Genomic DNA, 26946 nt, shown 5'->3' with positions numbered 1-26946 from the left:
TCGCGCATCCCGGGGGCTGCCGCCCCCCGCCCCCCGCTTCGGCCCTGAAGGGGCCTCGTCCTCAAACGCCGGACGGGCTGATCGATGCCGGCCGGTGGCCTGAAAGCGAGGAACGGAGGCCCGGGGCGGAGCCCCGGCGGGGCTGACGGCAGCCCCTGGGGATGGGACGGGTAGGGGCGGCGCGGGCGAAGAAGCGTGCCTTCCGTAACGCATTCGACGACCCGTCCGTGGCGCTCGTCCACGTCCGGGCCGTCGAGTACGGCTGTTTCCTCTACGAGGTCAGGAGGCCTCAGCCCTTCAGCTCCGCGGCCACCAGCTCCGCGATCTGCACGGCGTTGAGCGCGGCGCCCTTGCGGAGGTTGTCGTTGGAGATGAAGAGCGCGAGACCGTTGTCCACCGTCTCGTCGCGGCGGATGCGGCCCACGAAGGACGGGTCCTGGCCGGCGGCCTGGAGCGGGGTCGGGATGTCGGAGAGCGCGACGCCCGGGGCGCCGGCCAGCAGCTCCGTCGCCCGCTCGGGGGAGATCGGGCGGGCGAAGCGGGCGTTGACCTGGAGGGAGTGGCCGGAGAAGACCGGGACGCGGACGCAGGTGCCGGAGACCTTGAGCTCCGGGATCTCCAGGATCTTGCGGGACTCGTTGCGGAGCTTCTGCTCCTCGTCGGTCTCGTTCAGACCGTCGTCGACGATCGAGCCCGCGAGGGGGAGCACGTTGAAGGCGATCGGGCGCTTGTAGACGCCGGGCTCCGGGAAGTCGACCGCGCCGCCGTCGTGGGTGAGCTTGTCGGCGTCGGCGACGACCTTCTGCGCCTGGCCGTGCAGCTCCGCGACGCCCGCGAGGCCCGAGCCGGACACCGCCTGGTAGGTGGCGACGACCAGCGCCTCCAGGCCGGCCTCGTCGTGCAGCGGCCTGAGGACCGGCATCGCGGCCATCGTCGTGCAGTTCGGGTTGGCGATGATGCCCTTGGGGCGGTCGGCGATCGCGTGCGGGTTCACCTCGGAGACGACCAGCGGGACCTGAGGGTCCTTGCGCCAGGCCGAGGAGTTGTCGATCACGACGGGGCCCTGTGAGGCGACCTTCTCGGCCAGCGCCTTCGAGGTCGCGCCGCCCGCGGAGAACAGCACGATGTCCAGGCCGGTGTAGTCGGCGGTCGCCGCGTCCTCCACGGTCACACGGTCCAGCTCCGTCCCCGCCGAGCGGGCCGAGGCGAACAGCCGCAGCTCGGTGACCGGGAAGTCGCGCTCCTTGAGGATCCTGCGCATGACCGTGCCGACCTGCCCGGTGGCTCCGACGATTCCGACCCTCACGGCGACTCCTTCTGCGTGTTCCTGTATGTCTGCGGCGTTTCCATCATGCGGCCGACCCGGGTCCGCCTGTCCAATTCTTTGCGCTCCATGCCCGAAGCCTGGGACGCCGCGCCGCGATCAACGGTTGCGGAACTCCGCCCACACCCGCGCTGAGCTGGAGAAATTCGCCCTACGGCGGCCCGGTGCCGCAAGCTGTGCTGGCCGCGGGCGGTGGTGTGACGTACACCTCTGCAGGATTTCCCGCGGTCGGGCCGAACGTTTCCGCCGGCTCCGGCGTCGTAGAGGAAACGCGGTAGGGGGTGGCTTGTGCTGCGCAGAAAGGCCCGCCGTGGCCAGGAGGACGATCATGGCGATCCTCTGGACGCGGCTCAGGAACGTCGGGTGCGGGCGGTGCTCGCGCTGGGCGGGGTGCCGCAGACGGACCTGCCGGACGGGGTGCAGCAGGTCCGTCTGCGGCTGCTGGAGCGGGCGGCGAAGGGGTACGAGGCCCCGCGCGACGTCTCCGCATGGGCGGCCGTCGTCGCCTCCAACCTGGCCATGGACTGGCACCGGTCCAAACGCCGCCAGGAGCGGATCGGCGAGCGGCTCGCCTCCCTGCGCCAGCTGGAGCACCCGTCGGGGGAGGACACCAGCGTGCTCTCCCTGGCCGTCGCCCAGGGGCTAGACGAGCTCCCGGACTCCCAGCGCCAGGTCCTCGTCCTCCGCTTCTACGCCGACCTGCCCGTCCGCTCGATAGCCGACGAGCTCGGCATCCCGGAGGGCACGGTCAAGAGCAGGCTGCACACGGCGGTACGGGCACTGCGCGCCCGCCTGCACGAGGACGAGGTGGTGTGAGATGACCGCCGAACACAACAGCGTCGATGCGCTGATGGCCGCGATCACCGGCGAGCGGCTCCCCGACGAGGCCGACGACGCCTTCCGCGCCGAGCACCGCAAGGCCGAGACCGACCTCGCCCTGCTGCGGCAGCAGCTCGGCATCATCGGGGACGCGCTGGCCGAGGGGCCACGGCCGGAGCGGGCACCCGCGAGGGTACGGGCGCCCCGGGACTGGCGCCCGGTGCGCAGGTTCGCCTTCGGCACGGTCGCGGTGGCCGCAGTCGCGGGGGTGCTGGCGGGGATGGGCTGGCTGGTGTCGCAGGCCGGGGGCGGCGCGAACGAGGACTCCGGCAGCGCTTCGGGCGCCAAGGCGGACTCGGCTGTCCGCTCCCCGTTCTCCAGCTCCGGCTACCTCGCGTGCACCCGCCTGGTCGCCGAGGGCGAGGTCACCCGGGTGGAGCCGGTGCCCCCGGGCGCCGAGCAGGAGCGGATCACCCTGCACGTGACCCGCTCGTACAAACCGGAGAAGTCCAAGCAGGAGCTGACCCTCGTGATCGACGAAGGCGTCCTGCAGAAGGCCCTCCACAAGGGCGACCACATTCTGGTGGGCGTCCCGCAGCATGCGGCCACCCCGGACCGTGTGCTCGTCGGCGAGAAGTCGATCGCCGGCGAACGCGCCCGGCTCACCAAGGCACTGTCCGAGTCGGCCCACGTCACCTGCGGATGAGACACGAGAAAGGGCGGGCGCCCATACGGACGCCCGCCCTCACCGCCGTACCACTGGCTACGGAGTGACCTTCTCGATCTTCACGCTGCCGGTGCCCGCGGCCGTGCCGTGTGCGTTCACCAGCTGGACCTGGCCGAAGAACTCTCGGCCCTCAGGAGCGGCCGCCGCGGCGGTGACGCTGCCCGAGACGGTCGCGGAGTCGCCCGTGCCGAGCTTCACCGGCACCGACTCGTCGACGGTGACGGTGCCCAGGGCCGCGGAGAAGAAGACGTCCCGGTAGTCGTAGGCGGTGGAGCCGGACGGGACCGAGTAGCCCGCGACCTCGATGGTGTACGTACCGGCGGCGGGCGAGGCGATGGAGACCGCCTCCTCCGAGTCGCCGTCGGCGGAGGTGCCGACGACCGTGCCGGCCGCGTTCTTCACCGTCAGGTCGAGGTCGGCGGACGCGTCCGACACATTGCCGATCGCGACGTCCAGCGACTTGGCGCCCGCGGGCACCTCGACCGTGGTGGTCTGCGTCTCGCCCTGCTTGATGGTCGGGCGGGCCGTCTTGGACGAGCCGAGCGGGCCGCCGACCAGCTTGCCGTCGAGCGCGGCGAGCTTGTTCGTCACCTTCCAGGAGACGGCGGCCGGGCTACCGACCTTGGCCTCGGGGACGGTCACGGTCTGCGGGTCGAAGGCCGCGCCGAGGACGGCGACGTCCAGCTTGTACGGGTTGTCGAGCAGCGGCGACGTACGGCGCGACTCGACCTCGATCTCCCAGACGCCGGCCTGCGGGTCCGCGTAGGAACGCACGTCGGGCTTGCAGCCGTTGCCGTCGAGGTAGTTCGGGTAGCAGTACGGGGTGCCGGTGTTGTCGACCGGGGTGCCGTACGGGTGGATGGCGATGAACCGGGTCTGGCTCTTGTCCGCCAGCCCGCCCATCGCGACCTCCAGCGACTTGGCGCCCTCGGGCACGGTCACGAAGTACGACTGCGTGCTGTTGCGCTGCACCGTGTCCGAGGCGGTGAAGGTGTACTTCACCGGCGTCGAGACCACGACCGTGGCGAGGATCTGCTTGTCGACGCCCTCGGTCCTCGGGTCGTCGACGTCGAGGATCGCGCTCTTGATGCCCGCGGACCTCGGCTTCGCCTGCACCTTGACGGTGACCGGCTGGTTCAGCGGCAGCTTCACCCAGTCCTTGCCGACGATCCGGAAGGTGTCACCGGCGTTGTTCTCGATGCTCAGCTCGTGCCAGACCGCCTTCTCGGAGCCGGAGGTCCGGGTGATCGTGACGTCGTACGTCTTCCTGTCACCCACCTTGAGGCCGCCCTCGCGGTCGTACAGGCCGGTGCCGAAGCCCGGCGTCTTCAGCGCCTGGTCGAGCGCGGTGTCGACCGGCGCCTTGACGGCGTAGTTATTGAGCACAGCGTCGTGAGACGTGGCACCGTCGCGGATCGCGTCCCAGGCGTCGACGATGTCGATGCGGCCCGCGCCCTCCTCGTATGCCTGAACGCCCTTGATGTGGTGGGCGGTCGAGGTGAGAGCCGTGCGCAGGGTCGCGGGCTTGAGCTCGATGTGCTTCTGCTTGGCGGCCGACAGCAGCAGCGCGCTGGCGCCCGTCGCCTGCGGGGAGGCCATGGACGTGCCCTGCAGCATGGAGTAGCCGGCCGGCAGCGAGTAGCCCGACTCGGCGACCGGGGAGCCCGGCAGCCAGGTCTGGGTGGTGTTGATCGCGGCACCCGGCGCGACCAGGGTCGGCGTGAAGCCGCCGTCCTCACGCGGGCCGCGGGAGGAGAAGGGCATCATCGCGTACTTCTTCTCGACGGCGGAGCCGTAGTTGGACGCCCAGGTCGCCTTCGAGATGGCGGCGCCGACGGAGATCACCTTGTCGGCGAGACCGGGGTCGCCGATGGTGTTCGCGCCCGGGCCGGAGTTGCCCGCCGAGATCACCAGCTGCACGCCGTACGTGTCGATGAGGCGCGTGTACAGCTCGGCGCGTGCGTTGTTGCCGTCGTTGAGGGCCGGGAGGCCGCCGATGGACATGTTGACGATGTCGACACCGCGGTTCACGACGAGGTCGATCATGCCCTCGGTGAGCGCGACGTTGGTGCAGCCGCCGGTCCAGGTGCAGGCGCGGGACGAGACGATCTTCGCGCCGGGGGCCGCGCCGTTCATCTTCCCGCCGAACAGACCGTTGGCGGCGGTGATGCCGGCGACGTGCGTGCCGTGCTCGGACTCGATGACACCGATGTTGACGAAGTCGGCCTTCTTGCCGACCCAGTCGCCGCCGAACGGGTCCATCGGCACGTCCTTGCGGATCTGCACGACGAACGGCTGGCGCTCCACGACGTCGGTCGACGGGTTGTCGGTGCCGAAGTAGCCGACCTGGAACCCGTCCTTGTACGGCTTCATCGGCTCGTCGTCGCTGAAGTCGTTGTTGTTGTTCAGGTCGACGCGGACGGTCCCGGCGGCGGCGTCGTAGAGGACGCCCCACTTGTCCGTGGTGTCCCCGTCCCGGTTGGCGTCGCCCTTCGCGTCGCCGCCCGCGGTGGCGGCCTCGCTGAAGGTGCTGACCTGGTACGACCCGGCGGGCGCCGTCCAGGTCCTGCCGCCGTAGGTGAAGGTGGGCCCGGAGACCGCGGTCACCATCGGGCGCCAGGTGGCGTCGCTGTCGAGGATCGGGTCGGTCGCCGTCACCCAGTCGACGATCTTCCGCTCACCGGTGGTGGTCTTCTGCAGCGCGGGGTGGCCGAGGTCGACGCCGGAGTCCAGGATGCCGATGGTGACGCCGCGGCCGTCCGCCTTCGGGTGGTCCTTCACGAAGTCGACGGCGCCCGTCTCGAAGGACGGGTTGTACGGGTTCTCGGCGGGCGTGTTCTTGTCGGGAGCCGGGTAACCGGCCGTGCCCGACGCCGACTTGGAGCCGCTCGTCGCGCTCGGGTCGTCCAGCGGTATCTCCTCGCGCAGGTCGATGCCGTGCACGGAGGAGAGCTTCGCGGCGGCGGCGATGGCCGCGTCCGCCTGCGAGGTGGGGACGGTGGCGCGGACGTAACCGAGCTTGTCGTAGGTCCGGCCGACGGAGCCGCCCTTGACCGCGTCCAGCTTCCCGGCGACCTGCTCGGTCTGCCCCGGGGCGGTGGCGATCATCATCGTGACGTTCTTGTCGCCGTCGGCCTTGGCCTCGGCGAGCAGGTCCGCGTCGTCGGAACCGAGCTTTTTCTGCGCGGACTTGACGCTGCCGTCCGAGGGGGCGGTGGAGCCCGGGGACGGCGCGTCGGCGGAGAAGGCCATGGGTATCGGCCCGGCCGCGGAGAGCGCGGCGACGAGACCGGCGGCCACGGCTATTCGGGCCACGGGTCTGAGGGGGGTGAGGGTCATCGGCATCCCTAGGAGTGAAGATTTCTGTGCCGGACGAGCGCACAGCTTTACCCAGGGGACAGTTGTTTGGGAAGCGTTGACCGAAACGATATGGACGCATGGGGAAAACCCCCGATGCTCTTTACGGGGATGAGTCCCCAATAGTGCCAAATGATCCGGCGGATCCGGACTAACGTCCCTACGTGCGCAGGAAATTGAGGGTGGCGGCCTACGCCATATGTGTCCGCGACGACCAGCTCCTGCTTGCCCGCTGGATCGACGACCTGGGCCGCCCCGAGTGGACCCTGCCCGGCGGCGGCGTGGAGCACGGCGAGGACCCCTACGACGCCGCCCTGAGGGAGGTGGAGGAGGAGACCGGCTACCGCGTGGACCTCACCGCCCTCCTCGGCGTGAACTCGATCCGCCGCACCGCCCGGCGCCGCTTCGGACGGTCCGTCGACCATCACGGCGTACGGCTCGTGTACGAGGGGCGGGTGACCGGCGGCGAACTCCGCCACGAGGTCGGCGGCTCGACGGACATGGCGGCCTGGCACCCTCTGGAGACGGTGCCCGGGCTACGGCGGGTCGGACTCGTCGACGTGGGGCTGGCGCTCTGGCGGGAGCGGCCGGTGGCGGGGCGGGTGACGGTGACTTCCGAAGACTGACAAGGGCCGTATGCCCGTATGGGTTCCATGTCATCTCTCTCCCGGATCAATGCCCCGTCTGGGATGCTGGGTCGAGCTGAACGGCGCCATCGCCGAGGGGGACGGCCATGGAGTGGAACGCGTCCATCACATACGGCGCACTGGGCGGCCTTGTCGTGGAGATCGTCGTCTTCTACGGGCGGATCGCGGCCTGGCAGACGGCCCGGCATCGCGCGCTGGCGAAGAACCGGCGGCGCGACCGTCTTCCGCGCCTCGACAAGTACATCGACCCGCCGTCCGACGCCCTGGCCGCGCTGACCCGGCTGTCGCTGGGCGCGGGCGCCGGGTGGATCTTCCACCCACAGCTGACGGGGGCGCTGGCGACGGTCGCGGTGGGGGCCTCGGCGCCTGCCCTGCTCAGGCAGCTGGGCAGCGCGCGAACCCTGCAGGCGGTACTGGGCGGAAGCGGCCCGCCCGCCCCGCCGGGCCCCGCGACCGGGGACGCCGCCCCGGCCGTACCGGGTGGCTCGGAGGTGCTGGAGTCATGACGAGGCTGGCACAGCGCTACTGGGCCTCACTGACGGATTCCAGCCCGGATGCGTGGGACCGGCTGATCGTTCAGGGGCGGCGGCGGGATCTGCCGTTGTGGCGGCGGTATGTGGCGTCGCTGCTGGACGTGGAGGCGGTGGGGCGGGAGCGGGCCGGGGCGGAGGGCTCGGAGCAGGAGGTCGCGGAACGGGATTCGCCGCAGTCCACGGTGTACTACACGCTCGATTCGGGTGACGAGGGCGGAGCTGGTGTGCCCAGGCGCGACAGAAGCCGGGGCATGGTCAGTTGGGCGCTGGCCGCGGTGTTCGTCGGCGTCACCGTTTTCGGTGTCTCCTTCCATCGCGCGTCGCAGGAGCAGGTGACCACACCCGTCGAGATCGGCGGTGCTCCGAGGCGGACCCCTCCGCCGGGTGCGCACCGGGAGCCCGGTGGCTTTGCGTGGGTGACCCCCAAGGGCTGGCATCGCGACGTGAAGACCGGCGCGGAGGTGCACTACACCTCACCGAGCGGCGATCAGGAGATCGTGGCCAAGTCCTCCCGCGCCCGCGGAGACCTGATGAAGACCTGGAGGGACTCGGAGAAGAACGCCCGCCAAGGCCAGGGCTACCAGAAGATCCAACTCGAGGAGGCCCGGTTCGAGGGCTGGCCCGCGGTTCTCTGGGAATACACCTTCACCCTCAGCGGCGTCCGTTGGCGTGCCGTGCTCCTCGGCTTCGACGCGAACGGCAAGTCGTACCAGATCAACACCTGGTACCACCCGAAGATCGAACCCCGGGCTCTCGACACCTACGCCGCAGTCCGGGACAGCTTCACCGTCCTCTGAGCGAACGTCCTGCGGGATAGCTTCACTACCCCGGAAGATGAACACGGAGTGACCGCCCCCCGGCCGCCCGACGAGCGGTCGTGAACGCACAGGGTGGCCCAAGATCCACGTACGGTGATCGGTGTTGCCCGTTGCCGTCTCGTTCATGTGCAGGTCATTCCCGGTGCCAACCATCCAGTACGAGCGGGTTGTTCGCGACAGCGAAACAGCCCGCGACCACTGCCGACGCGTTGCCACTCGGGGAGATCGCGCCATGTCGCGCATACGCACTGTCGCCGCCGCCATCCCGGCGGTCAACCGCCGTACCGTCCTCGCCGCCACCGGCGCGGCGGCCGTCTCCGCAGGCGTCGGCTACGCCCTGCGGCCCACCGACAGCCAGGCCGCCACCACCGACACCACCAAGGTCGTGGCGCAGTCCCGCAAGGCCCCGGCCGCCCCCCTCGCGCCCTACACCAAGGGCACCACCCTCGCCACGGTCGCCGCCCCGCGCACCTCCTCCGGCTACCGCCGCCTCGCCGACGGCCCCGGCTGGTCCCGGGTCGTGCGCAGCGAGCTCGCCGCCCCCAAGTCGGGCCGCGCCGGCCGCCGTACCGCGCTCGCCGCGTTCGTACAGCTCACCGACCTGCACCTGATCGACTCCCAGCACCCGATGCGCCTGGAGTACCTGCGCTCCACGGACAAGCACTCGTGGCGCCCGCACGAGGCGCTGACCGTGCAGGGCGCGATCTCGCTGGTCGAACGGATCAACGCGCTGCGCGGCGCCCCCGTCACCGGCTCCCCGCTGCACTTCGCGATGACCACCGGCGACAACACGGACAACAACGCCAAGTCCGAGCTCGACTGGTTCCTGAAGATCATGAGCGGCGGGAAGATCCGCCCCAACTCGGGTGACCCTCGTCACTACGAGGGCGTCCAGAACAGCGGCCTCAAGCTGTACTGGCAGCCCGACTCCACCGTCCGCGACGGCGACAAGCAGCTCGGCTTCCCGCATCTGCAGGGCTTCCTGGCCGCCGCGATCCGCGAGGTCCGCAGCCCCGGCCTGAACCTGCCGTGGTACTCCACGGTCGGCAACCACGACGCCATGCCGCTCGGCTGCTACGGCCACGGCGACTCCTGGCTCGCCGAGTACGCGGTCGGCGGCAAGAAGCTGATGTCGCTGTCCGCCTCCGAGGCGAAGAAGCTGCAGGACCACATCAAGAGCGGCAACGACCCGAAGGGCACGGCCTTCCGGGACCTGCTCAAGGCCCACGCGCGCGACATGCGTTCGGTCACCGCGGACGAGAGCCGGGCCCCCTACACCCCGGCCGACTACCTCAAGGCCCACCTCGACCCGGCGTACCGCGGTGTGGGCCCGGTCGGGCACGGCTACTCGACCGCCAACCTGGAGGCGGGCACCCAGTACTACACCTTCCGCATCTCCGACGACGTCATCGGCATCAGCCTCGACACCACCGACCCGGGCGGCCACTACGAAGGCTCCATCGGCACCGCCCAGTTGAAGTGGCTCGACAAGCAGCTGAAGGACAACAAGGACTCGCACGTCATCGTCTTCAGCCACCACACCAGCAAGACGATGGACAACACGGGCATCGTGGACCCGGCACGCCCGAACGAGCGGCGGCACGGCGGCCAGGAGGTCATCGCCCTCCTCGGCAGCCACTCCAACGTCCTCGCCTGGGTGAACGGCCACATCCACCGCAACGACATCACGCCGCACCAGGCCTCCGGCGGCCGTTCCTTCTGGGAGATCTCCACCGCGTCCCACGTGGACTACCCGCAGCTGGCCCGCGTCATCGAGATCACCGACAACAAGGACGGCACGCTCTCCCTGTTCACCACCCTCGTCGAGTCCGCGGCCCCGCACCGCACGGACTTCGCCGACCTCACCCAGACGGGCCTGGCCGCCCTCTACCGCGAGCTGTCGTACAACGCCCCCGGCGCCAGTGCGACCCTGGGCGGCGACCCGAACGACCGCAACACGGAGCTGGTCCTGAAGAAGGGCTGAAAGCTGCTCAACCGGCTCGCGGTGCATCAACCTTCGCACTGCGGGCCGGGTCTGCTCCCTCGACCGACTCGGTTCAGCACCGAGCCAGATGGGGGAGACCGACATGAACGCAGGCATACGTACGACTCTGGTCGCGGCGACGGCTGTCGCACTGTCCGCGGCCCTGGCCGCACCCGCGCTCGCCACCGCGTCCGCCAGAGGGGCCGAAGGCCACGGGGCGACCCAGCGGGCCGTCGAGGCCGCGGTGAAGCTCGGTGTGCCCGGAGTGACGCTCACCGCGAAGGACGCGCACGGCACCTGGTCGACGACCGCGGGCGTGGGGAACCTCAGGACGGGCAAGCCGCGTTCGGCCGATGACCGCTACCGCGTGGGCAGCATCACCAAGACCTTCGTGTCCACCGTGCTGCTCCAACTGGAGGCGGAGGGGCGGCTGTCGCTGGACGACACCGTGGAGAAGTGGCTGCCCGGAGCCGTCCGCGGTCACGGGCACGACGGACGCGCCATCACGCTCCGCCGGCTCCTCAATCACACAAGCGGCATCTTCAACTACACCGCGGACGACGAGTTCGGCCGCACGTACTTCCTCAAGGACGGCTTCTTCAAGCACCGTTACGACCGCAAGTCCCCGGCGGACCTGCTGGCGATCGCGATGTCCCACAAGCCGGACTTCGCACCGGGCACCTCCTGGAAGTACTCCAACACCAACTACCTGCTGGCCGCGATGGTGATCGAGAAGGCCACGGGCCGTCCGTACGGCGAGGAGATCCGCGACCGCATCATCGGGCCGCTCCATCTGACCGGCACCTCGGTCCCCGGCACCCGGGTCACCGTCCCGCAGCCCAGCAGCCGCGCCTACTCCAAGCTCGCGGAGTCGACGACGGGCCCGACGTACGACGTCACCACGCTCAACCCCGCCATCGCCTACGGCTCAGGCGAGATGATCTCGGACTCGGCCGACCTGATCCGCTTCTACTCGGCCCTGCTCACCGGCCGGCTCCTGCCTCCGCACCAGCTGAAGGAGATGAAGACCACGGTGCGGCAGAGCGCCGGGACGAAGGGCGGCTACGGCCTGGGCATCGCCGATGTCCCTCTTTCCTGCAACGGCCGTGAAGTGCACGTGTGGGGCCACGACGGCGGCATCCACGGCTCGCTCTCCCTGGCACTGACCACCGCGGACGGCCGGCACTCCCTCGCGTACAACTTCAACGGGGACTGGGCGGACAACAGCAAGGACGTGGTCGAGGCGGAGTTCTGCGGCGGTCAGGACCGCTGACGGCCCTCCTCGATCGCGGCGCGCAGCTGGGCCACCGCCGCCTCCACCGCGCCGTCCGCGAGATTGCCGTACCCGAGGACCAGGCCGTGGTCGGCGTGGTCCTCGGTGGCGTGATAGGCGGCGAGGTCGGCCACGCGCAGCGATCGGGCGGCCGCCGCCCTGACCACTGCCGGCGGGTCCACGTCGGCGGGCAGCCGCAGGAGGAGATGGAGGCCGGCCGCGATGCCGGAGACCGGGGAGTCGGGCAGCTGGTCGGCGAGGGCCCGGACGAGGGTGTCGCGGCGGTCGCGGTAGCGCTTGCGGCAGGCCCGCAGATGACGGTCGTAGGCGCCTGATTCCAGCAGGTCGGCGAAGGCCAGCTGGTCGAGGGGCGGGGGCTGGGTCGCCGTCTGGTCGGTCCTGTGCAGGTGCTCGGTCCAGCGGGCGGGCGCCACGATCCATCCGATGCCGAGAGCGGGGGAGAGGATCTTGCTGAGCGACTTGAACAGGACGACCCGGGACGGGTCCATGCCCTGCAGGCTCGCGACCGGCCGGCGGTCGTAGCGGAACTCGGCGTCGTAGTCGTCCTCCAGTACGACGCCGTCCACCTCGCGGGCCCAGTGCAGCAGGGCCGCGCGCCGCTCGGGGGCGAGCACGGTACCCAGCGGGAACTGGTGCGCCGGAGACGCCAGCACGGCCCTCAGACCGGTGTATCCGGCGAGCTCGTCCGTGCGCAGGCCGCCCCCGTCCGCGCGTATCGGCACCACGTCCAGGCCCGCGGCGCGGATCACCTCGCGCAGCCGGGTCCAGCCCGGCTCCTCGCAGCCGACGGCGGTGATGCCGCGGGCGCGCAGGGCCTGGCAGAAGCGGCGCACTCCGTCGGTCACGCTCGTGCACACCGTCACGTCCTGCGGGGCCGCGGAGACGCCGCGGGAGCGGCCCAGGTACTCGGCGAGCAGCCGTCTGAGCCGGAGGTGGCCGCCGGGCGGCGGGTAGCCGAGCTCCGTGAACGCCACGGTCGTCACCTGTGCGCGGACCGCGTCGGCCCACCGGCGCCGCGGAAACGCCCGCAGGTCCGGCAGGCCCGGGGCCAGGTCGTAGCGGGCCACCGGAGCGTGCTGCGGCGCGCGCCGGGCGGCGTCGGCGTCGGAACTGCCCGACCAGCGCACCCGGGTGGCGGAACCGGTCCGGGCTTCCAGATATCCCTCTGCGACGAGCTGGCCGAACGCCTCGGTCACCGCCCAGCGCGAACAGCCGAGGTCGGCGGCGAGCCGGCGGCTCGGCGGCAGGGCGGTGCCCACCTCGATACGGCCGTCCCTGATCGCCGAACGCAGCGCGCGCTTCACCCGTTCGTGCAGCGGTCCGTCGGCGGCCTGCCCCAGATGGAGCAGGAGATCGCCCGCCAGGTTGGTCTGCGACATCCGCGGATTGGTCTGTGATTCCGGCATGCCATTGGACGGTAGCAGCGAGCCATTTCTCCCTACCGTCGAAGGGCAGTGAGAAACAGACCAAGGAGGCTGTGGTGCACCAGTTGTTCCGTGCGGTGTTCGAGGACTGGCAGGTCAAGGCGGGGGTCTTCTCGGCGATGCCGGACGCGCCCGTCGTACCGGATGAGGCAGACCGTCCGGTAATCCAGCGGACTCGGATTCGAGACGCCGGGTTCATCCGTACGAAACGTCCATGCCGCCTCATATCGGCTAACCCGCACTCCACGGGGATGGCTCGATTTGTGCAAGGCGGGTGGTCGTATGCGCACAAGGCGCGGACTGCACGTGCTCTCGGTCTACGAGGGTTTCTTCTCCGGCGGTGCCCGGATCGTTCACAGTGACGTCGTACTCGGACTTCAGGAGGGTGACCAGCAGCATCGCGTGCTGAGCCTCCATGGCGAGGTGCACCGCGAGGCCACCCGGCAGCGCATGGAGGACGACGCCTGCTACCGGTCGCTGACCGCGGCCGGGGTGGGTGTCACCTCCCTGGGCCGGGTCTTCCCCGCAAGCGGTGATCCGGCCACCTTCACAGGACCGGAGCTGGCCGACACGGCGCGGGCGACGGCGGACGCGGATGTGATCCTCTCCCTGAAGGAACAGCCCCTGCGCCTCCTGAACCAGGCGGGCCTGCCGCGCCGCCCCGTCGTGGTCTGCCTGCACCGCTCCGACCCGGAGAACCAGGGGCCGGCCCTCGACGAGCTGAAGGCCGCCATCGCCGACGGCAGGGTGGTGGCGTGCGTGTGCTGCGCGGAGTCGACACGGGCCGCGTACGAGGCCGCCGGGATCCCGGCCGAGCTGCTGCACGTCATCCCGAACGGCGTGGACCTGCTCCGCTTCCGCCCCGACGCGGCCCGCCGCCTGGCGGTGCGCACCTCCCTCGACATCCCTGCCATGGCACCGGTGGTCGTCTTCGCGGCCCGCTACGACGCGATGAAGAACGTCCCGCTGTTCCTGCGGGCGGCGCGGGAGTGGCTGGGCCGGGAACCAGAGGGGCATGTGCTGATGTGCGGCGCGGGCATGACACGGTCGAACCCGGGGCTGGAGGCGGACATCGAGGCCGCTTTCGGGCCGCAGCGGACCTTGAGGGACCGCGTCCACCTGCTCGGCGTCCGGCACGACATGGAGTCGGTGTACGCCGGTGCCGATGTCGTCGCGCTGACCTCCTCCTGGGGTGAGGCGGCCCCGCTGTGCCTGGTCGAGGGCATGATGTGCGGGGCGGTGCCGGTTGCCACGGACGTCGGCGACAGTGCGGCGATCGTGGCGGGCCACGGCTTCGTCACGCCGCCGGACGCGCAAGCCATCGCGGCGGCGTGGGGGGAGGCGGCAGCCGCCCGGGCCGACCTCGCACCAGCTCTTGCGGCCAGCCGCGAACGCTTCAGCCGCACCCGCATGATCGCGTCGTACGCCACCCTCCTCGACTGGGTGGCCGCAGGCACCGCCACGAGCCCGGCCCTCCCGGAGCCGCGGTAGGGCCTCCGACTCGAGCGGAAGCTTCCCCGCCCCCGCCGCCCCTTCCCGTCCCGACCCTGGGGGCTGCCGCCCCCAGACCCCCGCTTTCGGCCTGAACGGCCTCGTCCTCAAACGCCGGACGGGCTGAAAAACTCAGCCCCTCCGGCGTTTGAGGAGCGGGGGTCCGGGGGCCGGCCCCGGGACGGGAAGGGGCGGCGGGGGCGAGAAAAACGACTACCCGTACGACCTCGTACCCGAGCCGGAGCCGATGAGGTCGCCGGCCTCCTGACGGTGCACGAGGAGGGGCCACCGGCACTCGGTGGCCCCTCCTCTCCCCTCCTGGTCCCGCCCCGGTCCGTCACTACCGGGGCAGCACCACGACATACGCGGCGGGCTCCCGGTCCCCGGACGCCATCAGCGCCGTGCGGACGACCGCCGCCTGTTGTTCCATCGAGTCGCGGAGCTTCTTCGGGGTGATGTGCACGACCGTGATCCCGAGCCGCTCCAAGTGCTCCCGCTTGCGGGCGTATTCGGACCACAGCGCGTCCTCGTCCTGCCGCGGGGCCCGGGTGTCCAGCTCCACGGCCACCGCCTGCTCCGGCCAGTACGCGTCGAGGCCGCCGAGGTGGGGGCCGCCCGGCAGACGGAGGTCCACGTTCCAGACCGGGTCGGGCAGGCCGTAGTCGTGGACCATCCGGTACAGGCGGTCCTCCGCGATGGCGCGGCCCTCGGCCAGCAGGGAGTCCACCGCGTCCACCACGTGCGGGCGGCTGAGCAGCTTCGCCTGGTTCAACGCCCGTACCACCGACGCCGGTTCGCAGTGGCCGGCGCGTACCGCCTCCGTCAGCAGCCGGCGGACCGCGCCCGCGTCCGCCAGTTCCGAGACCGCGTCGGCCAGGGCGCGCGGCACCGGCGCGATCGGAACTCCCGTCACCTGCTGGGGAGTCGGCAGTGCGTGCGTGCGGACGACCCGTGCGCAGCCCGCCGAGCGGAGCCGCCGCAGCCGGGGGACCAGGACGTCGATCTTCTCCAGGGACAGCAGCGGCGGTGCGGAGGTGAAGCCGTGCAGGGTCAGGGCGGCCAGGCCCGTGATCATCGCCTCTGCGTAGACCGGTCGGTGGGGTTCCTCCGCGCCCGGCTGCGACGGTACTCCGGGTGTCGACTCGCGCGCCGCGTACATCAGCACCGCGTGCAGCCGCTCCTCGCTGGTCGGCGGGCCCGGGTGGAGCAGGAAGACGCCCGGGAGGAACTGCTGCCAGGGGCCGCCGGTGCGGCACTGCTCGGTCATCTCCGCGGACGAGACGCCGTGCGCCCGGAGCTGAGCCGTCGTCAGAACGCGGCGGTGCACCTCGGCGAGGTGACGGAGGGGGCGGGGGGAGGCCGGGGGGAGCGGGGTGTTGTGGTTCATGCCGGGGGGTTTTCCGCGCTGGAACCGTCCTCTAACCGCTGTTACACGCTCGTCGACAAAAACGGACAAGGTGGCACTAAAGGACGCTTGTTCGGATGCCGATAGGGCATGGAAAACCCCTGGTCCGTTCGGGTCGGACCAGGGGTTACGGGTGTTATTGACCGGATTCCGTAACGGTCACGGGCGGATCAACCGTTGGCCAAAGCCTGGGCCCGCAGCGCCCGCGCCAGGTCGTCGCGCGCCTCAAGGACCAGCCTGCGCAGCGCCGGCGCCGCGTCCTCGTGGGCGGCGAGCCACGCGTCCGTCGCGTCCAGCGTCGCCTGAGCGCCCTGCTCCGTCGGGTAGGACGGGAACAGCCCCCGGACCACGTCCATGCCGATCTGGATCGACCGCTCCCGCCACACCCGCTCGATCACCGCGAAGTACTTCGGGGCGTACGGCGCGATCAGCTCCCGCTGCGAGGGCTGCGCGAAGCCCGCGATCGTCGCCTCCACCAGGGCGTTGGACAGCGCGTCCGACTCCACCACCTGCGCCCAGGCCTGCGCCTTCACCGCCTCGGAGGGGCGGGCGGCCAGACAGCGGACCTGGTGGCGCTTGCCGGACGCCGTGTCGTCGCGGGCCAGCTCGGCAGCCAGCACCGTCTCGTCCACGGCCCCGTGCGAGGCCAGCGGCTCCAGGAACGCCCAGCGCAGCTCCTGGTCCACCTCAAGACCGTCGACCTTCTCCGTACCGTCCAAGAGGCCGCGCAGCAGCGCCAGTTCGTCCGGGCCGGCCGCCACCGTCGCGAGGAAACGGGCCCAGGCCAGCTGCTGCTCGCTGCCCGGCTCGGCCGCCCGCAGATCCCGCAGGGCGACCTCGGCCAGCAGCCGCTCGCCGGTCTGCCGCCAGGCCGGCGCCGCATAGTTGACCAGCGCCGAGTTCGCCCAGGCGTGCAGCATCTGCAGGACGCCGATGTCGGACTCGCGGCGCGCGAAGCGCGTCACCAGGTCCACGAAGTCGGCGGCGGGCAGCAGCGCGTCCCGGGTGAGGTTCCACAGCGCCGACCAGCACAGGGCGCGGGCCAGCGGGTCGGTGATCGCACCGAGGTGCTCGCGCAGCGTGGCCAGCGAGGTGTCGTCGAAGCGGGTCTTGCAGTACGTGAGGTCGTCGTCGTTGACGAGGACCAGCTCCGGCGCCTGGGCACCCGCCAGCTCCGCCACGACCGTACGCGGTCCGTCGACGTCCGCCTCGACCCGCGCGTACCGCTCCAGCGCGCCCTCGGCCGTGCGCCGGTACAGGCCGACCGCCACCCGGTGCGGCCGCAGCTCGGGGTACGACTCGGCGGCCTCCTGGAGCACCGCCAGCTCGTCGACCCGCCCCTCCGCGTCCAGCAGCACCTGCGGGGTGAGGGAGTTGACGCCGGCCGTCTGCAGCCACTTCCGCGCCCAGGCGCCCATGTCCCGTCCGCTGGTCTCCTCCAGCACCGACAGCAGATCGCCGAGGCGCGTGCTGCCGTACGCGTTCCGCTTGAAGTAGCGCCGCGCACCCTCCAGGAACGCGTCCTGCCCGACGTACGCCACCAGCTGCTTCAGCACGGACGCACCCTTGGCGTACGTGATGCCGTCGAAGTTGAGCTTCGCGTCCTGCAGGTCGCGGATGTCCGCGGTGATCGGGTGGGTGGAGGGCAGCTGGTCGGCTCGGTACGCCCAGGCCTTGCGGCGGTTGGCGAAGGTGATCCAGGCGTCGGTGAAACGGGTCGCGCCGACGTTCGCGAACGTGCCCATGAAGTCCGCGAAGGACTCCTTCAGCCACAGGTCGTCCCACCACACCATGGTGACCAGGTCGCCGAACCACATGTGCGCCATCTCGTGCAGGATGACGTTGGCCCGTCCCTCGTACGAGGCCCGCGTGACCTTGCCGCGGAAAATGAACTCCTCGCGGAACGTGACCAGCCCCGGGTTCTCCATCGCGCCGAGGTTGTACTCGGGGACGAACGCCTGGTCGTACTTCCCGAAGGGGTACGGGTAGTCGAAGTGGTCGTGGAAGAAGTCCAGGCCCTGCTTGGTGACGAGGAAGACGTCGTCCGAGTCGAAGTAGGGCGCCAGACCCTTGCGGCACAGGGCGCCGAGGGGGATCTCAAGCCGCGTACCGTCCTCGAAGGTCCGCTCGTAGGAGTCCGTGACGTAGTGGTACGGGCCCGCCACCACGCACGTGATGTAGGTGGAGATCGGCTTCGTCTCCGCGAACCTCCACACCCCGTCCGCCTGCTCGCCGACCCCGTTGCTCCAGACCGTCCAGCCCTCCGGCGCCCGCACCTCGAAGCGGTACGGGGCCTTGAGGTCCGGCTGCTCGAAGTTGGCGAAGACCCGGCGGGAGTCGGCCGGCTCGTACTGGGTGTACAGGTACACCTCGCCGTCCTCCGGGTCGACGAAGCGGTGCAGGCCCTCGCCGGTGCGGGAGTAGGCGCACTGCGCGTCGACGACCAGCTCGTTCTCGGCGGCGAGGTCCTCCAGGTGGAGCCGGGAGCCGTCGAAGACCTCACCCGGGTCGAGATCCCTCCCGTTGAGTGAGACGGAGGTCACGCTCGGCGCGATCAGGTCGGCGAAGGTGGCGGCGCCGGGTTCGCTGCTGCGGAAGCGGATCGTGGTGACGGACCGGAAGGTGCGCGGACCGTCCCCGTCCCCTTCCCCCACCGCCGTACGCAGGTCGAGGGACACGTCGTACCCGTCGACGGACAGCAGGGCGGCCCGCTCCCGGGCCTCGTCGCGGGTCAGGTTCTCACCGGGCACGGGCAGCGCTCCCTCGGCTGGTGTTCGGTATGTGGACAGGGCTGATCCTGCCATGGGGCACTGGCACCGGGCACTCGGGAATGGGGACGGGCAGGGCTGTTGTTGCGGGCTGAAACGACCCTTTTCCTAGGAGAGCCATGTCCGAGACCGCGAGCAGCTCCGCCGCGAAGACGCCCGTCGACTTCTGGTTCGACCCGCTGTGCCCCTGGGCCTGGATGACCTCCCGGTGGGTGCTGGAGGTGGAGAAGGTCCGGAACATCGAGGTCCGCTGGCACATCATGAGCCTCGCGGTGCTCAACGAGCCCAAGATCGACGAGCTGCCCGAGGAGTACCGCGAGCTGCTGGAGACCAAGGCCTGGCAGCCGATCCGGGTGGTCACCGCTGCCTGGCAGAAGCACGGCTCCGACATCCTCGGCCCGCTGTACACCGCGCTCGGCACCCGTATCCACAACGAGGGCCAGGGCCCGACGCGCGAGGCTGTCGAAGGCGCCCTCGCGGACGTCGGCCTGCCCGCCGACCTGATCGAGTACTTCGACCAGAAGGACTTCGAGTTCGACGCCGAGCTGCGCGCCTCCCACAAGGAGGGCATCGACAAGGTCGGTCAGGACGTCGGCACCCCCGTCATCGCGGTACCCGGCCCCGACGGCGAGCAGATCGCCTTCTTCGGCCCGGTCGTCACCCCGGCCCCCAAGGGCGAGGAAGCCGCCCGCCTCTGGGACGGCACCCTCGCGGTGGCCTCGGTCCCCGGCTTCTACGAGATCAAGCGGACCCGGACGGCGGGTCCGGACTTCAGCAACCTGTAGGGCTCAGACGGGGTCGGCCTCCTCCTTGCGGAACTTCTCGGGGAGGAGGCCGCGCTCGCTCAGGTGTCCGGCGGGGAAGTACGTCAGACAGCCGACGGCAGTGCAGCGCCAGAGGTCGTCCACATAGTGGCGGTCCCCCTTTTTCTCCCGGACGGCCGCCCGTTCGGCGTCGTCCAGCTTCCGGAACTCCTGCATCGTCCCGCAGGTCGGGCACGCCCGGGTTCTCGTCATCAACGCCTCCTCGCGAACACCACCGCGTCGACTCACAGGCGGTATTACAGCGCGTACTCGGCGATCGCGCCCCCGAAATCGTCGGGTCCCGGTGGTGCGTCGTTCACGCCCGCGCCCTTCCCCGCGCCTCCGCCAGCCGCGCCAGATGGTCCCCGTAGGCCTTCGCGTAGAACGCCGCCCGGCCCGCGTCCGGCTCCACGACCGCCGTCGGCTCGGTCCACGCCGCCGCGTCCAGTGCGACCCCGTACCGCTCCGCCGCCGCCAACACCGCACCCCGCGCCCCCACTTCACCCTCGACGACCCGCAACGGCCGCCCCAGGACATCGGCGAGCAGCCGCATCCAGGCAGGGCTGCGCGTTCCCCCGCCGCAGACGGCCAGCGAGCCCGTCAGGCCTGCCGCCTCCAGACAGTGGCGGGCGGCGTACCCGATGCCCTCGCAGGTCGCGCGGATCAGGTCGCCCTTCGTCGACTCCAGGGAGACGCCGGTGAGTTCGGCACGCAGACGGGGTTCGACGAACGGGGCGCGCTCGCCGGAGGGGGCGAAGTACGGCAGGACGCGGACGCCGTTCGCACCGGGCGGGGTCCCGGCGAGCAGGCCGTCGACCTCCTCGTGGTGCACGCCGGTCGTCGACAGCATCCAGTCCAGGGCGGCTGTGCCGACCATCGCGGGCATGGCACGCAGCCAGTGACCGGGACGGTCGGTGGAGATGTACAGACCGGCCGGCTCGCCGGTCAGGTCGAGATCGGTCGTGGCCACCAGGCTGGCCAGGCAGGTGCCGACGATGAGCAGACCGTCCCCCGGGGTCGTGACACCCGCGCCGAGCGCGCACGCCGGGAGGTCGTACGGGCCGTTCGCCAGCCGGATGCCGGCCGGCAGGCCCTCGCCGCGCGCCTCGGCCGTCGCGATCGGGTCGCCGACGGGAGCCAGCAGACCACGGCGATGGGTCAGCCCCAGCAGCTCCACCACCCGGTTGTCGTACGTCCGCGTCCGCGGGTCGAGGAACGGCATCGACGCGTCCGACACATCCGTCGTCACCGGCGCTCCCGTCAGCCGCCGGAAGACCATGTCCTTGCAGTACAGGGCCGTGGCCGCCGCGTCCAGGGACCTCGGTTCGTACCGGTCGAGCCAGGCCAGCAACGGCCCCGGACACCCCGGGAACATGGCACTCCCCGTCCGCCGGAACACCGTCTCGAAGGTCCCGTCCGCCAGCCACTGATCGAGCAGCTCATGCGCCCGCCCGTCCATCCAGGACGCCGCGGGGCGGACGGGGCGGCCCTCCTTGTCCACCAGCCAGACGCCGTCACCCTGGCCGGTCAGCCCGGCGAGCTCGACGGGTTCGGGCACACGCGCCGTCAGCTCCTGCAGCACGCCGACGACAGCCGCGTACACCTCCTCCATGTCCTGCTCGACGACACCACCATGCAGGGCAAGCCCTACGGGCCGCGCCTCGACACCGAGTTCACGACCTTCGCGGTCGAACGCGGCGGCCTTCACCATGGACGTTCCTACGTCGATTCCGACATACATAAGCGAGTCTCCCTTGCGGTTCGGCAGCGCCCCTAAAGGGGCGCGGGGAACTGCGCGACCAGCCACAACGGCGGGGCAGACAAACAACGACCCATTGCGGCACTCACGTCAACGCGTGCGCGAGCGACTCCCCTCGCACCCACCGCCCCACTTCCGCGGCAGCGATCCGTGCCGCCTTCTCCGCCACCGCCCGCGAAGCCCCGCCCAGATGAGGGGTCATCACCACCCGCTCGCCCAGCCCGAACAGCCGTGACGCCGCCGGCACCGGCTCCTGCTCGAACGTATCGAGCGCCGCCGCCGACACCCCCCCACTCTCCAGCGCGTCGCACAGCGCCTCCTCGTCCAGCAATGCCCCGCGGGCGGCGTTCACGACGACCGCGCCCCGCGGCAGCAACGCCAGTTCACCCGCACCGATCAGCCCCCGGGTCTCGTCGGTGAGCCGCGCGTGCAGAGTGATCACCCGGGACCGCCGCAGAAGTTCGTCGAGCGAAGACACCCGCAGCCCGTGGATCTCACCCCGCACATACGGGTCGTAGACCATCACCTGCGCCCCGAACGCACACAGCGCCCGAGCGACCCGGCTGCCGACGGCCCCGTAACCGACGAGCCCGACCGGCAGGTCCTCCAGCTCCAGTCCGCTGTGTTCGTACGTGTAGTACGTCGCCCCCTGCCAACTGCCCTGTCCCGCCAGGAGGTTGTGGGCCTGCGGGATGCGCCGCAGGGCCGCCAGCATCAGGCCGACGGTGAACTCGGCGGTGGCGGCGGCGTTGCGGCCGGGAGCGAAGCAGACACGGACGTCGTGCCGTTTGGCCGCGTCCAGGTTGACGTTGACCGGGCCGCCCCGGCACACGACCACCAGCCGCAGGTCCGGGCAGGCGTCCAGGACGCGCTCCGTCACCGGTCCCATCTGGGTGACCAGCACCTGTGCCCCGGTGAGCGCGTCGATCAGCTCGTCCTCGGCGTCGCTGGCCTCCGTCACCTCGGCCACCGGGCCAAAGGGTTCCAGTGGCCAGCCGAGGGTCAACTCACGTACTTCACAGGCGAGTTCATGGCGGACCGCCGCTGTGATGAGCGACGGCAGGATGAAGTGGTCGCCGGCGGCGACGACACGCACGGGTTCGCTCATCGCAGGGAGTCTCCTGTCTCGGCGTCGAAGACATGGGTGTGGCCGGGATCGGCGGTGACACGGACCCGCTCGTGATGGGTGAGGCGCACCTCGGGGCCGGTGAGGACGACGAGGGCGTGTTCCACGCCGTCGAGGGCGAGGGTGGCGATGCCCGCCTCCAGGAGCGGCTCGTGGGCGACGACCTTGGCGGGCATGCCCTCGCCGCCGGTGAGGCGCAGGTCCTCCGGGCGGACGCCGACCACGACCGCGCGGCCCTCCGCCACCGGCACCGGCAGCGCGATCCGCACCGAGCCCGAGAGACGGGCGTGGCCGTCCGCGGCCGCGATGCCGGGCAGCAGGTTGATGGCGGGTTCGCCGACGAAATCCGCGACGAAGAGGTTGGCAGGGCTGTCGTAGATCTCGTAGGGCGTGCCGAGCTGCTGGATGACGCCGTCCTTCATCACGGCGATCCGGTCGGCGAGGGAGAGGGCCTCCTCCTGGTCGTGCGTGACCAGGATGGTGGTGTGCCCCAGGTCCCGCTGGATGCGCTTGAGTTCACGGCGGGTGGTGTCCCGCTGGGCGGCGTCCAGGTGGGAGAGGGGCTCGTCGAGGAGCAGTACGTCCGGTTCGCGGACGAGCGCGCGGGCCAGGGAGACACGCTGTTTCTGGCCGCTGGACAGGCCTGCCGGGCGGGCGTCGAGGATGCCGGTGAGGTCGACGCGTTCGGCGATCTCGGTGACCTTGCGGTCGACGTCCTTACGGTGCCGCTTTCTGCGTGCCTTCAGCCCGAAGGCCAGGTTCTCCGCCACCGTCAGCGGCGGATACAGCGCGTAGTTCTCGAAGGCGACGCCGATGTTGCGGCGCTGCGCCGGCAGCGCGACCACCGAGGCGCCGTCCACCAGGATGTCCCCGCCGGTCACCGTCTCGAGGCCGGCGATCATCCGCAGGGTGGTGGACTTGCCGCAGCCGGACGGGCCGAGCAGCCCGAGCAGTTCCCCGGAGTGCAGCGCGAGATCCATGCCGCGTACGGCGTCCACGGCCGGGCGGCCCCGCGACCGGTAGGTCTTGCGCAGATCACGTAGCTCCAGCTCGGTCATCGCCGCCCCTCGTCGCGCAGACTTGATAGGTGACCTTGTGCTCGTCCAGGTCCCGCAGCGCCTCGGCCGACGCTCCGTCGTCCACGAGGAGCAGGTCGAAGTGGGAGAGCGGGACGACCCGGTGCAGGGCGGTCCGGGCGAGCTTGGTGTGGTCGATCAGCAGGACGTTGCGGGCGGCCGAGTCGAGCATCGCCCGCTTCACCGACACGATGTGCTGCTCCTGGTGGTAGGCGTAACCCCCGTGCACGGCGGACGTCGACGCGAAGCACACGTCCACGCGGAGCGACTGCACCGCCTCCACGCAGGACACCCCGAGGAAGGACGAGTGCAGCGGGTCGTAATCGCCGCCGAGGGCCATCAGATGGATGCCCCGCTGGTCGGCGAGCAGGTTGATCGCCTCCAGGAAGTTGGTGACGACCGTCAGCGGGGTGATCTCACCGAGGCGCAGCCTGCGGGCTATCTCCAGGGTGGAGGTGGAGTCGTCCAGCATGATCGCCATGCCGGGCTCTATCGACCTCAGCGCCTGCTCGGCGACGGCGGCCTTCTCCGGCCGCATGGTCTTCAGCCGGTACTGCACGTTCGACTCGAACACACCCGACGGCTGGGCCGTCACCCCGCCCCTGAACTTCCTGACGAGGCCCTGCCGTTCGAGCTCGTCGAGGTCCCGGTGGATGGTCATCAGGCTCACCCCGAACCGCTCGGCGAGCTCCGCCGCGGTCGCCGAACCGTCGGCCAGGACCTGCTCGGCCATGGCGGACTGCCGGGCCGCGGGCCCCTGCTGGTGTGCGCTGCCACCGCTGCTGCTGCTGTTGCTGCTCATCGTGTCCCGATCAGTCGTCCTGGACCCTGCGGCCCGTCGGCCTCGAACAGCAGCAGGTTCTCAGGCCGGACCGTCAGCCGTACCGGATCGTCGGGCCGCAGTCCGGTCGTGTCGGCGCGCGGGGCGACCAGCGACACATGCTGCTCGCCGAGCCGGACGGTCACCTCGACGGACCGGCCGAGCACCTCGGTGACATAGACGGTGCCGGTCAGCTCGTGTCCCGGGCCGGTCAGGAACAGATCCCGGGGGCGCACGCCGACCAGGACGTCCGTGCCGGCCCGCGCCTGCGCGCGCACCGGCAGCTCCACCTTCCCGTCGGCCGAGCGGAAGCTGCCGTCCTCCGTCACCGTCCCCGGCAGCAGATTGATCCGCGGCCGCCCGAAGGCCCGGGCCACCTCGGTGTCGTACGGCTGGTACCAGATCTCCTCCCGCGTCCCCGTCTGCACGATCCGCCCGTTCCGGATCACCCCGATCCGGTCGCCGAGCGCCAGGGCCTCGACGGAGTCATGGGTGACGTAGAGGGTGGTCGTGTGCTGCACGGCGCCGATCGCCTTCAGCTCGGCGCGCATCTGCTGGCGCAGTTTCGCGTCGAGGTGGGAGAGCGGCTCGTCGAGGAGGAAGGCACGGGCGGGGCGGACCAGGACGCGGCCGAGCGCGACGCGCTGCCGCTGCCCGTTGGACAGCTGACCCACCGGGCGGTCCAACAGACCGCTGATACCGAGGAGTTCGGCGATGGCGCCGATACGGTCGCGGGCCTCGGCGGCGGGCAGGCGGTGGCGGGGTGAGCGCAGCGGGGAGGCGAGGTTGTCGTACGCCGAACGGTGCGGGTAGAGGGCGTAGCTCTCGAAGCACATCGCCACGCCCCGGTCGTAGGGCTCCACGCCCCGCATGTCCTTGCCGTCGAGCTCGACCGTGCCGGAGTCGGGGTGTTCGAGCCCGGCGACGGTTTTCAGGGTCGTCGTCTTGCCCGCACCGGACGGACCGAGCAGACAGAAGAACTCGCCCTCCCGGACGTCCAGTTCGAGCCCGTCCAGGGCTGTGATCCTCCCGTACGTCTTCCGGATCCCGCGCAGCCCGATCACGACTTCACCGCCCCGAACGACAGCCCCCGCACCAGATACCGCTGAATGGTGAGGGCCAGCAGCAGCGGTGGTACGACCGACACCAGCGCGGCCGCGGCCGTGAGGTTGTACTTGGGCCGGTCCCCGCCGAGGAAGGACAGCGCGCCGACGGTCACGGTCTGAGCCTCGTTGGAGGTGAGGATGAGAGGGAACACGAAGTTGTTCCAGGCGAAGATGAAGGCCAGCAGTGACACCGCCGCGATGCCCGGCTTGACCAGCGGCAGAGCGACCTTGAAGAAGGCCTGCTTGCGCGTGTAGCCGTCCAGCAGGGCCGCCTGCTCCAGCTCGGGGGTCAGATCGGCGAAGTAGGACCGCATGATCCACACGATGAGCGGCAGTGTGACGAGCTGCAGCACCCAGATCATGCCGACGTAGGTGTCGAACAGCCCGAGCTTCTGGTACAGCACGAACAGCGGGATGATCACGGTCAGTTCGGGCGCGAAGCGGAACGACAGCAGTGTGAACATCAGGTTCTCGGAGCCCTTGAACCGCCAGCGCGCCGACGCGTACGCCGCCGGAAGCCCGACGACGAGGGACAGCACGACCGCCCCCACCGACACGACCAGGCTGTTCACGAAGAACCGCACGAAGGGGATGCCCTCGCTGTCACCGAGCACGGTGCGGTAGCCGTCGAGGGTCGGGGTGAAGGAGAAGTAGGTGCTGAAGAGCTCGTTCGCGGGCTTCAGGGAGAGGATCACCATCCAGGCGACCGGGAAGAGCGCGAAGAGGAAGTAGAGGATGAGGGCGAGATCCGCCAGCCATCCGAGCAGGCGTTTTCTGACGGTCATTTCGCCTCGGCCGCCTTTCGCTGGATCTTGCCGAGATGGCGTACGAGCACCATCGCGGCCAGGTACACCACGGCCCACAGCACGATCGTGTAGCTGATCCCGAAGCTGTAGCGCTGGAAGCGGATCGCCTCCAGATAGGCGCGGATCTGCAGGACGACGGTCGAGTCGCCCGGCCCGCCCTCCGTCAGGGCGTAGATGATGTCGAACACCTTCAGCGAGTCCATGAACCGGAAGATCACCGCGACCAGGACGTACGGCCACAGCATGGGCAGCGTCAGCCGCCGGAAGGTGTACCACCAGCCCGCGCCGTCCACGGCCGCCGCCTCGAACGGGGAGGTGGGCAGCGACCGCAGACCGGCCAGGGCGAGGATCGCCACGAACGGGGTGTAGACCCAGACGTCCACGGCGATCGACGACAGCAGCGCCCCGGTCGGGGTGTCCGTCCACTGGACTCCCCCCAGCCCGAAGGGTTTCAGCAGGTGGTTCACCACCCCCACCGACGGCTGGAGCATCAGCTTCCACATGATCGCCGCGATCACCGGGGCGATCATCAGCGGCAGGATGAGGATCTTCTCCAGTACCCGCCCGACGAGCGAGCAGCGGTGCAGCAGCAGGGCGACGGCGACCCCGAGCACGGTCTCGACGGCAGCGGCCCCGACGGCGTACAACACCGTCACCCACGCGGAGTTCCAGAAGGCGTCCTGTGTGAAGACGGTCCGGTAGTTCTCGAACCGCACCATGTCCGGCTGCGGTTTGCTCGCCGAGAAGTCGAACAGCGTGTAGTAGAGCCCGAGCCCGAACGGGTAGAGGATCCCGCAGGTCAGCAGCAGCGCGGGGACGATCAGGAAGTACGGTCGCAGGGTGAGCCGCCAGCCCATCG

The 26946-nt window shown here is 70.6% G+C and carries 22 protein-coding genes and 1 pseudogene; 10 read left to right on the top strand and 13 right to left on the bottom strand.

The window, feature by feature from the left end:
- Positions 1–197: 197 nt before the first annotated feature.
- Positions 198–290, top strand: a pseudogene (locus IH68_RS55180) (DUF1203 domain-containing protein); the annotation flags it as partial.
- Here the strand turns inward: IH68_RS55180 and IH68_RS0114900 are convergent.
- On the bottom strand, positions 290–1306 hold the full coding sequence (locus IH68_RS0114900) for an aspartate-semialdehyde dehydrogenase (protein WP_030934512.1): 1017 nt from the start codon (positions 1304–1306) through the stop codon (positions 290–292). The pseudogene IH68_RS55180 and the gene IH68_RS0114900 overlap by 1 nt on opposite strands.
- A gap of 306 nt (positions 1307–1612) precedes the next feature.
- Between IH68_RS0114900 and IH68_RS0114895 the strand changes: the two genes are divergently transcribed.
- Positions 1613–2140, top strand: coding sequence for a sigma-70 family RNA polymerase sigma factor (locus IH68_RS0114895; RefSeq protein WP_030934510.1), 528 nt, complete (start codon positions 1613–1615; stop codon positions 2138–2140).
- Position 2141: 1 nt separating this feature from the next.
- Entirely contained in the window at positions 2142–2849 is a 708-nt protein-coding gene (locus tag IH68_RS0114890) for a hypothetical protein (RefSeq protein WP_030934507.1), read from the top strand.
- 57 nt (positions 2850–2906) lie between these two features.
- On the opposite strand, the gene IH68_RS0114885 is transcribed toward IH68_RS0114890, so the two are convergent.
- The gene (locus IH68_RS0114885) at positions 2907–6209 is read right to left on the bottom strand and encodes a S8 family serine peptidase (RefSeq protein WP_030934505.1); all 3303 of its coding nucleotides are present in this window, start codon (positions 6207–6209) and stop codon (positions 2907–2909) included.
- Between the two features lie 182 nt (positions 6210–6391).
- On the opposite strand from IH68_RS0114885, the gene IH68_RS0114880 reads away from it, so the two are divergent.
- The 5 genes from IH68_RS0114880 (at position 6392) to IH68_RS0114860 (ending at position 11482) form a co-directional block, all read left to right on the top strand.
- Positions 6392–6853, top strand: a complete 462-nt coding sequence (locus IH68_RS0114880) for an NUDIX hydrolase (RefSeq protein WP_063763518.1) — start codon at positions 6392–6394, stop codon at positions 6851–6853.
- A 107-nt stretch (positions 6854–6960) separates the two neighbouring features.
- The gene (locus tag IH68_RS51745) at positions 6961–7380 is read left to right on the top strand and encodes a hypothetical protein (protein ID WP_051833427.1); all 420 of its coding nucleotides are present in this window, start codon (positions 6961–6963) and stop codon (positions 7378–7380) included.
- The gene (locus IH68_RS57085) at positions 7377–8204 is read left to right on the top strand and encodes a hypothetical protein (RefSeq protein WP_030934500.1); all 828 of its coding nucleotides are present in this window, start codon (positions 7377–7379) and stop codon (positions 8202–8204) included. Before IH68_RS51745 ends, IH68_RS57085 begins: the two co-directional genes overlap by 4 nt.
- A 253-nt stretch (positions 8205–8457) precedes the next feature.
- Positions 8458–10209: a TIGR03767 family metallophosphoesterase gene (locus IH68_RS0114865; protein WP_030934495.1), complete on the top strand. Its 1752-nt coding sequence runs from the start codon at positions 8458–8460 to the stop codon at positions 10207–10209.
- A gap of 103 nt (positions 10210–10312) precedes the next feature.
- On the top strand, positions 10313–11482 hold the full coding sequence (locus IH68_RS0114860) for a serine hydrolase domain-containing protein (protein ID WP_030934492.1): 1170 nt from the start codon (positions 10313–10315) through the stop codon (positions 11480–11482).
- Here the strand turns inward: IH68_RS0114860 and IH68_RS0114855 are convergent.
- The gene (locus IH68_RS0114855; RefSeq protein ID WP_107057462.1) at positions 11470–12909 is read right to left on the bottom strand and encodes a PLP-dependent aminotransferase family protein; all 1440 of its coding nucleotides are present in this window, start codon (positions 12907–12909) and stop codon (positions 11470–11472) included. The two genes, IH68_RS0114860 and IH68_RS0114855, sit on opposite strands and share 13 nt — an antisense overlap.
- A gap of 324 nt (positions 12910–13233) precedes the next feature.
- Between IH68_RS0114855 and IH68_RS0114850 the strand changes: the two genes are divergently transcribed.
- Positions 13234–14418 carry a glycosyltransferase gene (locus IH68_RS0114850; protein WP_030934486.1) on the top strand — a complete coding sequence of 395 codons (1185 nt, stop codon included), beginning with the start codon at positions 13234–13236 and terminating at the stop codon, positions 14416–14418.
- A 340-nt stretch (positions 14419–14758) separates the two neighbouring features.
- Here the strand turns inward: IH68_RS0114850 and IH68_RS0114845 are convergent, their stop codons facing one another.
- Both IH68_RS0114845 and pepN read right to left on the bottom strand, forming a co-directional pair.
- Entirely contained in the window at positions 14759–15805 is a 1047-nt protein-coding gene (locus IH68_RS0114845) for a hypothetical protein (RefSeq protein ID WP_030934482.1), read from the bottom strand.
- Between the two features lie 188 nt (positions 15806–15993).
- The gene (gene pepN, locus IH68_RS0114840) at positions 15994–18573 is read right to left on the bottom strand and encodes an aminopeptidase N (RefSeq protein WP_030934479.1); all 2580 of its coding nucleotides are present in this window, start codon (positions 18571–18573) and stop codon (positions 15994–15996) included.
- A gap of 137 nt (positions 18574–18710) precedes the next feature.
- Here pepN and IH68_RS0114835 point away from each other — a divergent pair, with 137 nt between their 5' ends.
- Positions 18711–19376 carry a DsbA family protein gene (locus IH68_RS0114835; protein WP_030934476.1) on the top strand — a complete coding sequence of 222 codons (666 nt, stop codon included), beginning with the start codon at positions 18711–18713 and terminating at the stop codon, positions 19374–19376.
- A gap of 3 nt (positions 19377–19379) precedes the next feature.
- Here IH68_RS0114835 and IH68_RS0114830 read toward each other — a convergent pair whose 3' ends face one another.
- The 8 genes from IH68_RS0114830 to IH68_RS0114795 form a co-directional block, all read right to left on the bottom strand.
- On the bottom strand, positions 19380–19607 hold the full coding sequence (locus tag IH68_RS0114830; protein ID WP_051833426.1) for a hypothetical protein: 228 nt from the start codon (positions 19605–19607) through the stop codon (positions 19380–19382).
- Positions 19608–19710: 103 nt separating this feature from the next.
- Positions 19711–21135, bottom strand: a complete 1425-nt coding sequence (locus IH68_RS0114825) for an FGGY-family carbohydrate kinase (RefSeq protein ID WP_030934470.1) — start codon at positions 21133–21135, stop codon at positions 19711–19713.
- A gap of 103 nt (positions 21136–21238) precedes the next feature.
- Entirely contained in the window at positions 21239–22261 is a 1023-nt protein-coding gene (locus IH68_RS0114820; protein ID WP_030934466.1) for a 2-hydroxyacid dehydrogenase, read from the bottom strand.
- A complete protein-coding gene (locus IH68_RS0114815) occupies positions 22258–23337 on the bottom strand; it encodes an ABC transporter ATP-binding protein (RefSeq protein WP_030934464.1) in 1080 nt (359 codons plus the stop codon). Before IH68_RS0114815 ends, IH68_RS0114820 begins: the two co-directional genes overlap by 4 nt.
- Positions 23315–24157: a DeoR/GlpR family DNA-binding transcription regulator gene (locus IH68_RS0114810; protein ID WP_030934460.1), complete on the bottom strand. Its 843-nt coding sequence runs from the start codon at positions 24155–24157 to the stop codon at positions 23315–23317. Before IH68_RS0114810 ends, IH68_RS0114815 begins: the two co-directional genes overlap by 23 nt.
- A complete protein-coding gene (locus IH68_RS0114805) occupies positions 24154–25239 on the bottom strand; it encodes an ABC transporter ATP-binding protein (RefSeq protein ID WP_030934457.1) in 1086 nt (361 codons plus the stop codon). The genes IH68_RS0114810 and IH68_RS0114805 overlap by 4 nt, the downstream gene beginning before the upstream one ends.
- Positions 25236–26066 (bottom strand): carbohydrate ABC transporter permease, encoded by an 831-nt coding sequence (locus tag IH68_RS0114800; protein ID WP_030934454.1) that lies wholly within the window; start codon positions 26064–26066, stop codon positions 25236–25238. Before IH68_RS0114800 ends, IH68_RS0114805 begins: the two co-directional genes overlap by 4 nt.
- Positions 26063–26944, bottom strand: a complete 882-nt coding sequence (locus IH68_RS0114795) for a carbohydrate ABC transporter permease (RefSeq protein ID WP_030934451.1) — start codon at positions 26942–26944, stop codon at positions 26063–26065. Before IH68_RS0114795 ends, IH68_RS0114800 begins: the two co-directional genes overlap by 4 nt.
- Between the last annotated feature and the right edge of the window lie 2 nt (positions 26945–26946).

This window comes from Streptomyces sp. NRRL S-646 (genome assembly GCF_000720765.1).
Classification (GTDB): Bacteria; Actinomycetota; Actinomycetes; order Streptomycetales; family Streptomycetaceae; genus Streptomyces.
Note: the sequence above shows the minus strand (reverse complement) of the source record. Positions and strands in the feature narration are given on the sequence as shown.

Coding starts and splice junctions, on each gene's coding strand:
- IH68_RS0114890 (WP_030934507.1), top strand. CDS start 2,142: ATGACCGCCGAACACAACAGCGTCGATGCGCTGATGGCCGCGATCACC.
- IH68_RS0114885 (WP_030934505.1), bottom strand. CDS start 6,209: ATGACCCTCACCCCCCTCAGACCCGTGGCCCGAATAGCCGTGGCCGCC.
- IH68_RS51745 (WP_051833427.1), top strand. CDS start 6,961: ATGGAGTGGAACGCGTCCATCACATACGGCGCACTGGGCGGCCTTGTC.
- IH68_RS57085 (WP_030934500.1), top strand. CDS start 7,377: ATGACGAGGCTGGCACAGCGCTACTGGGCCTCACTGACGGATTCCAGC.
- IH68_RS0114865 (WP_030934495.1), top strand. CDS start 8,458: ATGTCGCGCATACGCACTGTCGCCGCCGCCATCCCGGCGGTCAACCGC.
- IH68_RS0114860 (WP_030934492.1), top strand. CDS start 10,313: ATGAACGCAGGCATACGTACGACTCTGGTCGCGGCGACGGCTGTCGCA.
- IH68_RS0114855 (WP_107057462.1), bottom strand. CDS start 12,909: ATGCCGGAATCACAGACCAATCCGCGGATGTCGCAGACCAACCTGGCG.
- IH68_RS0114845 (WP_030934482.1), bottom strand. CDS start 15,805: ATGAACCACAACACCCCGCTCCCCCCGGCCTCCCCCCGCCCCCTCCGT.
- IH68_RS0114835 (WP_030934476.1), top strand. CDS start 18,711: ATGTCCGAGACCGCGAGCAGCTCCGCCGCGAAGACGCCCGTCGACTTC.
- IH68_RS0114830 (WP_051833426.1), bottom strand. CDS start 19,607: ATGACGAGAACCCGGGCGTGCCCGACCTGCGGGACGATGCAGGAGTTC.
- IH68_RS0114825 (WP_030934470.1), bottom strand. CDS start 21,135: ATGTATGTCGGAATCGACGTAGGAACGTCCATGGTGAAGGCCGCCGCG.
- IH68_RS0114820 (WP_030934466.1), bottom strand. CDS start 22,261: ATGAGCGAACCCGTGCGTGTCGTCGCCGCCGGCGACCACTTCATCCTG.
- IH68_RS0114815 (WP_030934464.1), bottom strand. CDS start 23,337: ATGACCGAGCTGGAGCTACGTGATCTGCGCAAGACCTACCGGTCGCGG.
- IH68_RS0114810 (WP_030934460.1), bottom strand. CDS start 24,157: ATGAGCAGCAACAGCAGCAGCAGCGGTGGCAGCGCACACCAGCAGGGG.
- IH68_RS0114800 (WP_030934454.1), bottom strand. CDS start 26,066: ATGACCGTCAGAAAACGCCTGCTCGGATGGCTGGCGGATCTCGCCCTC.
- IH68_RS0114795 (WP_030934451.1), bottom strand. CDS start 26,944: ATGGGCTGGCGGCTCACCCTGCGACCGTACTTCCTGATCGTCCCCGCG.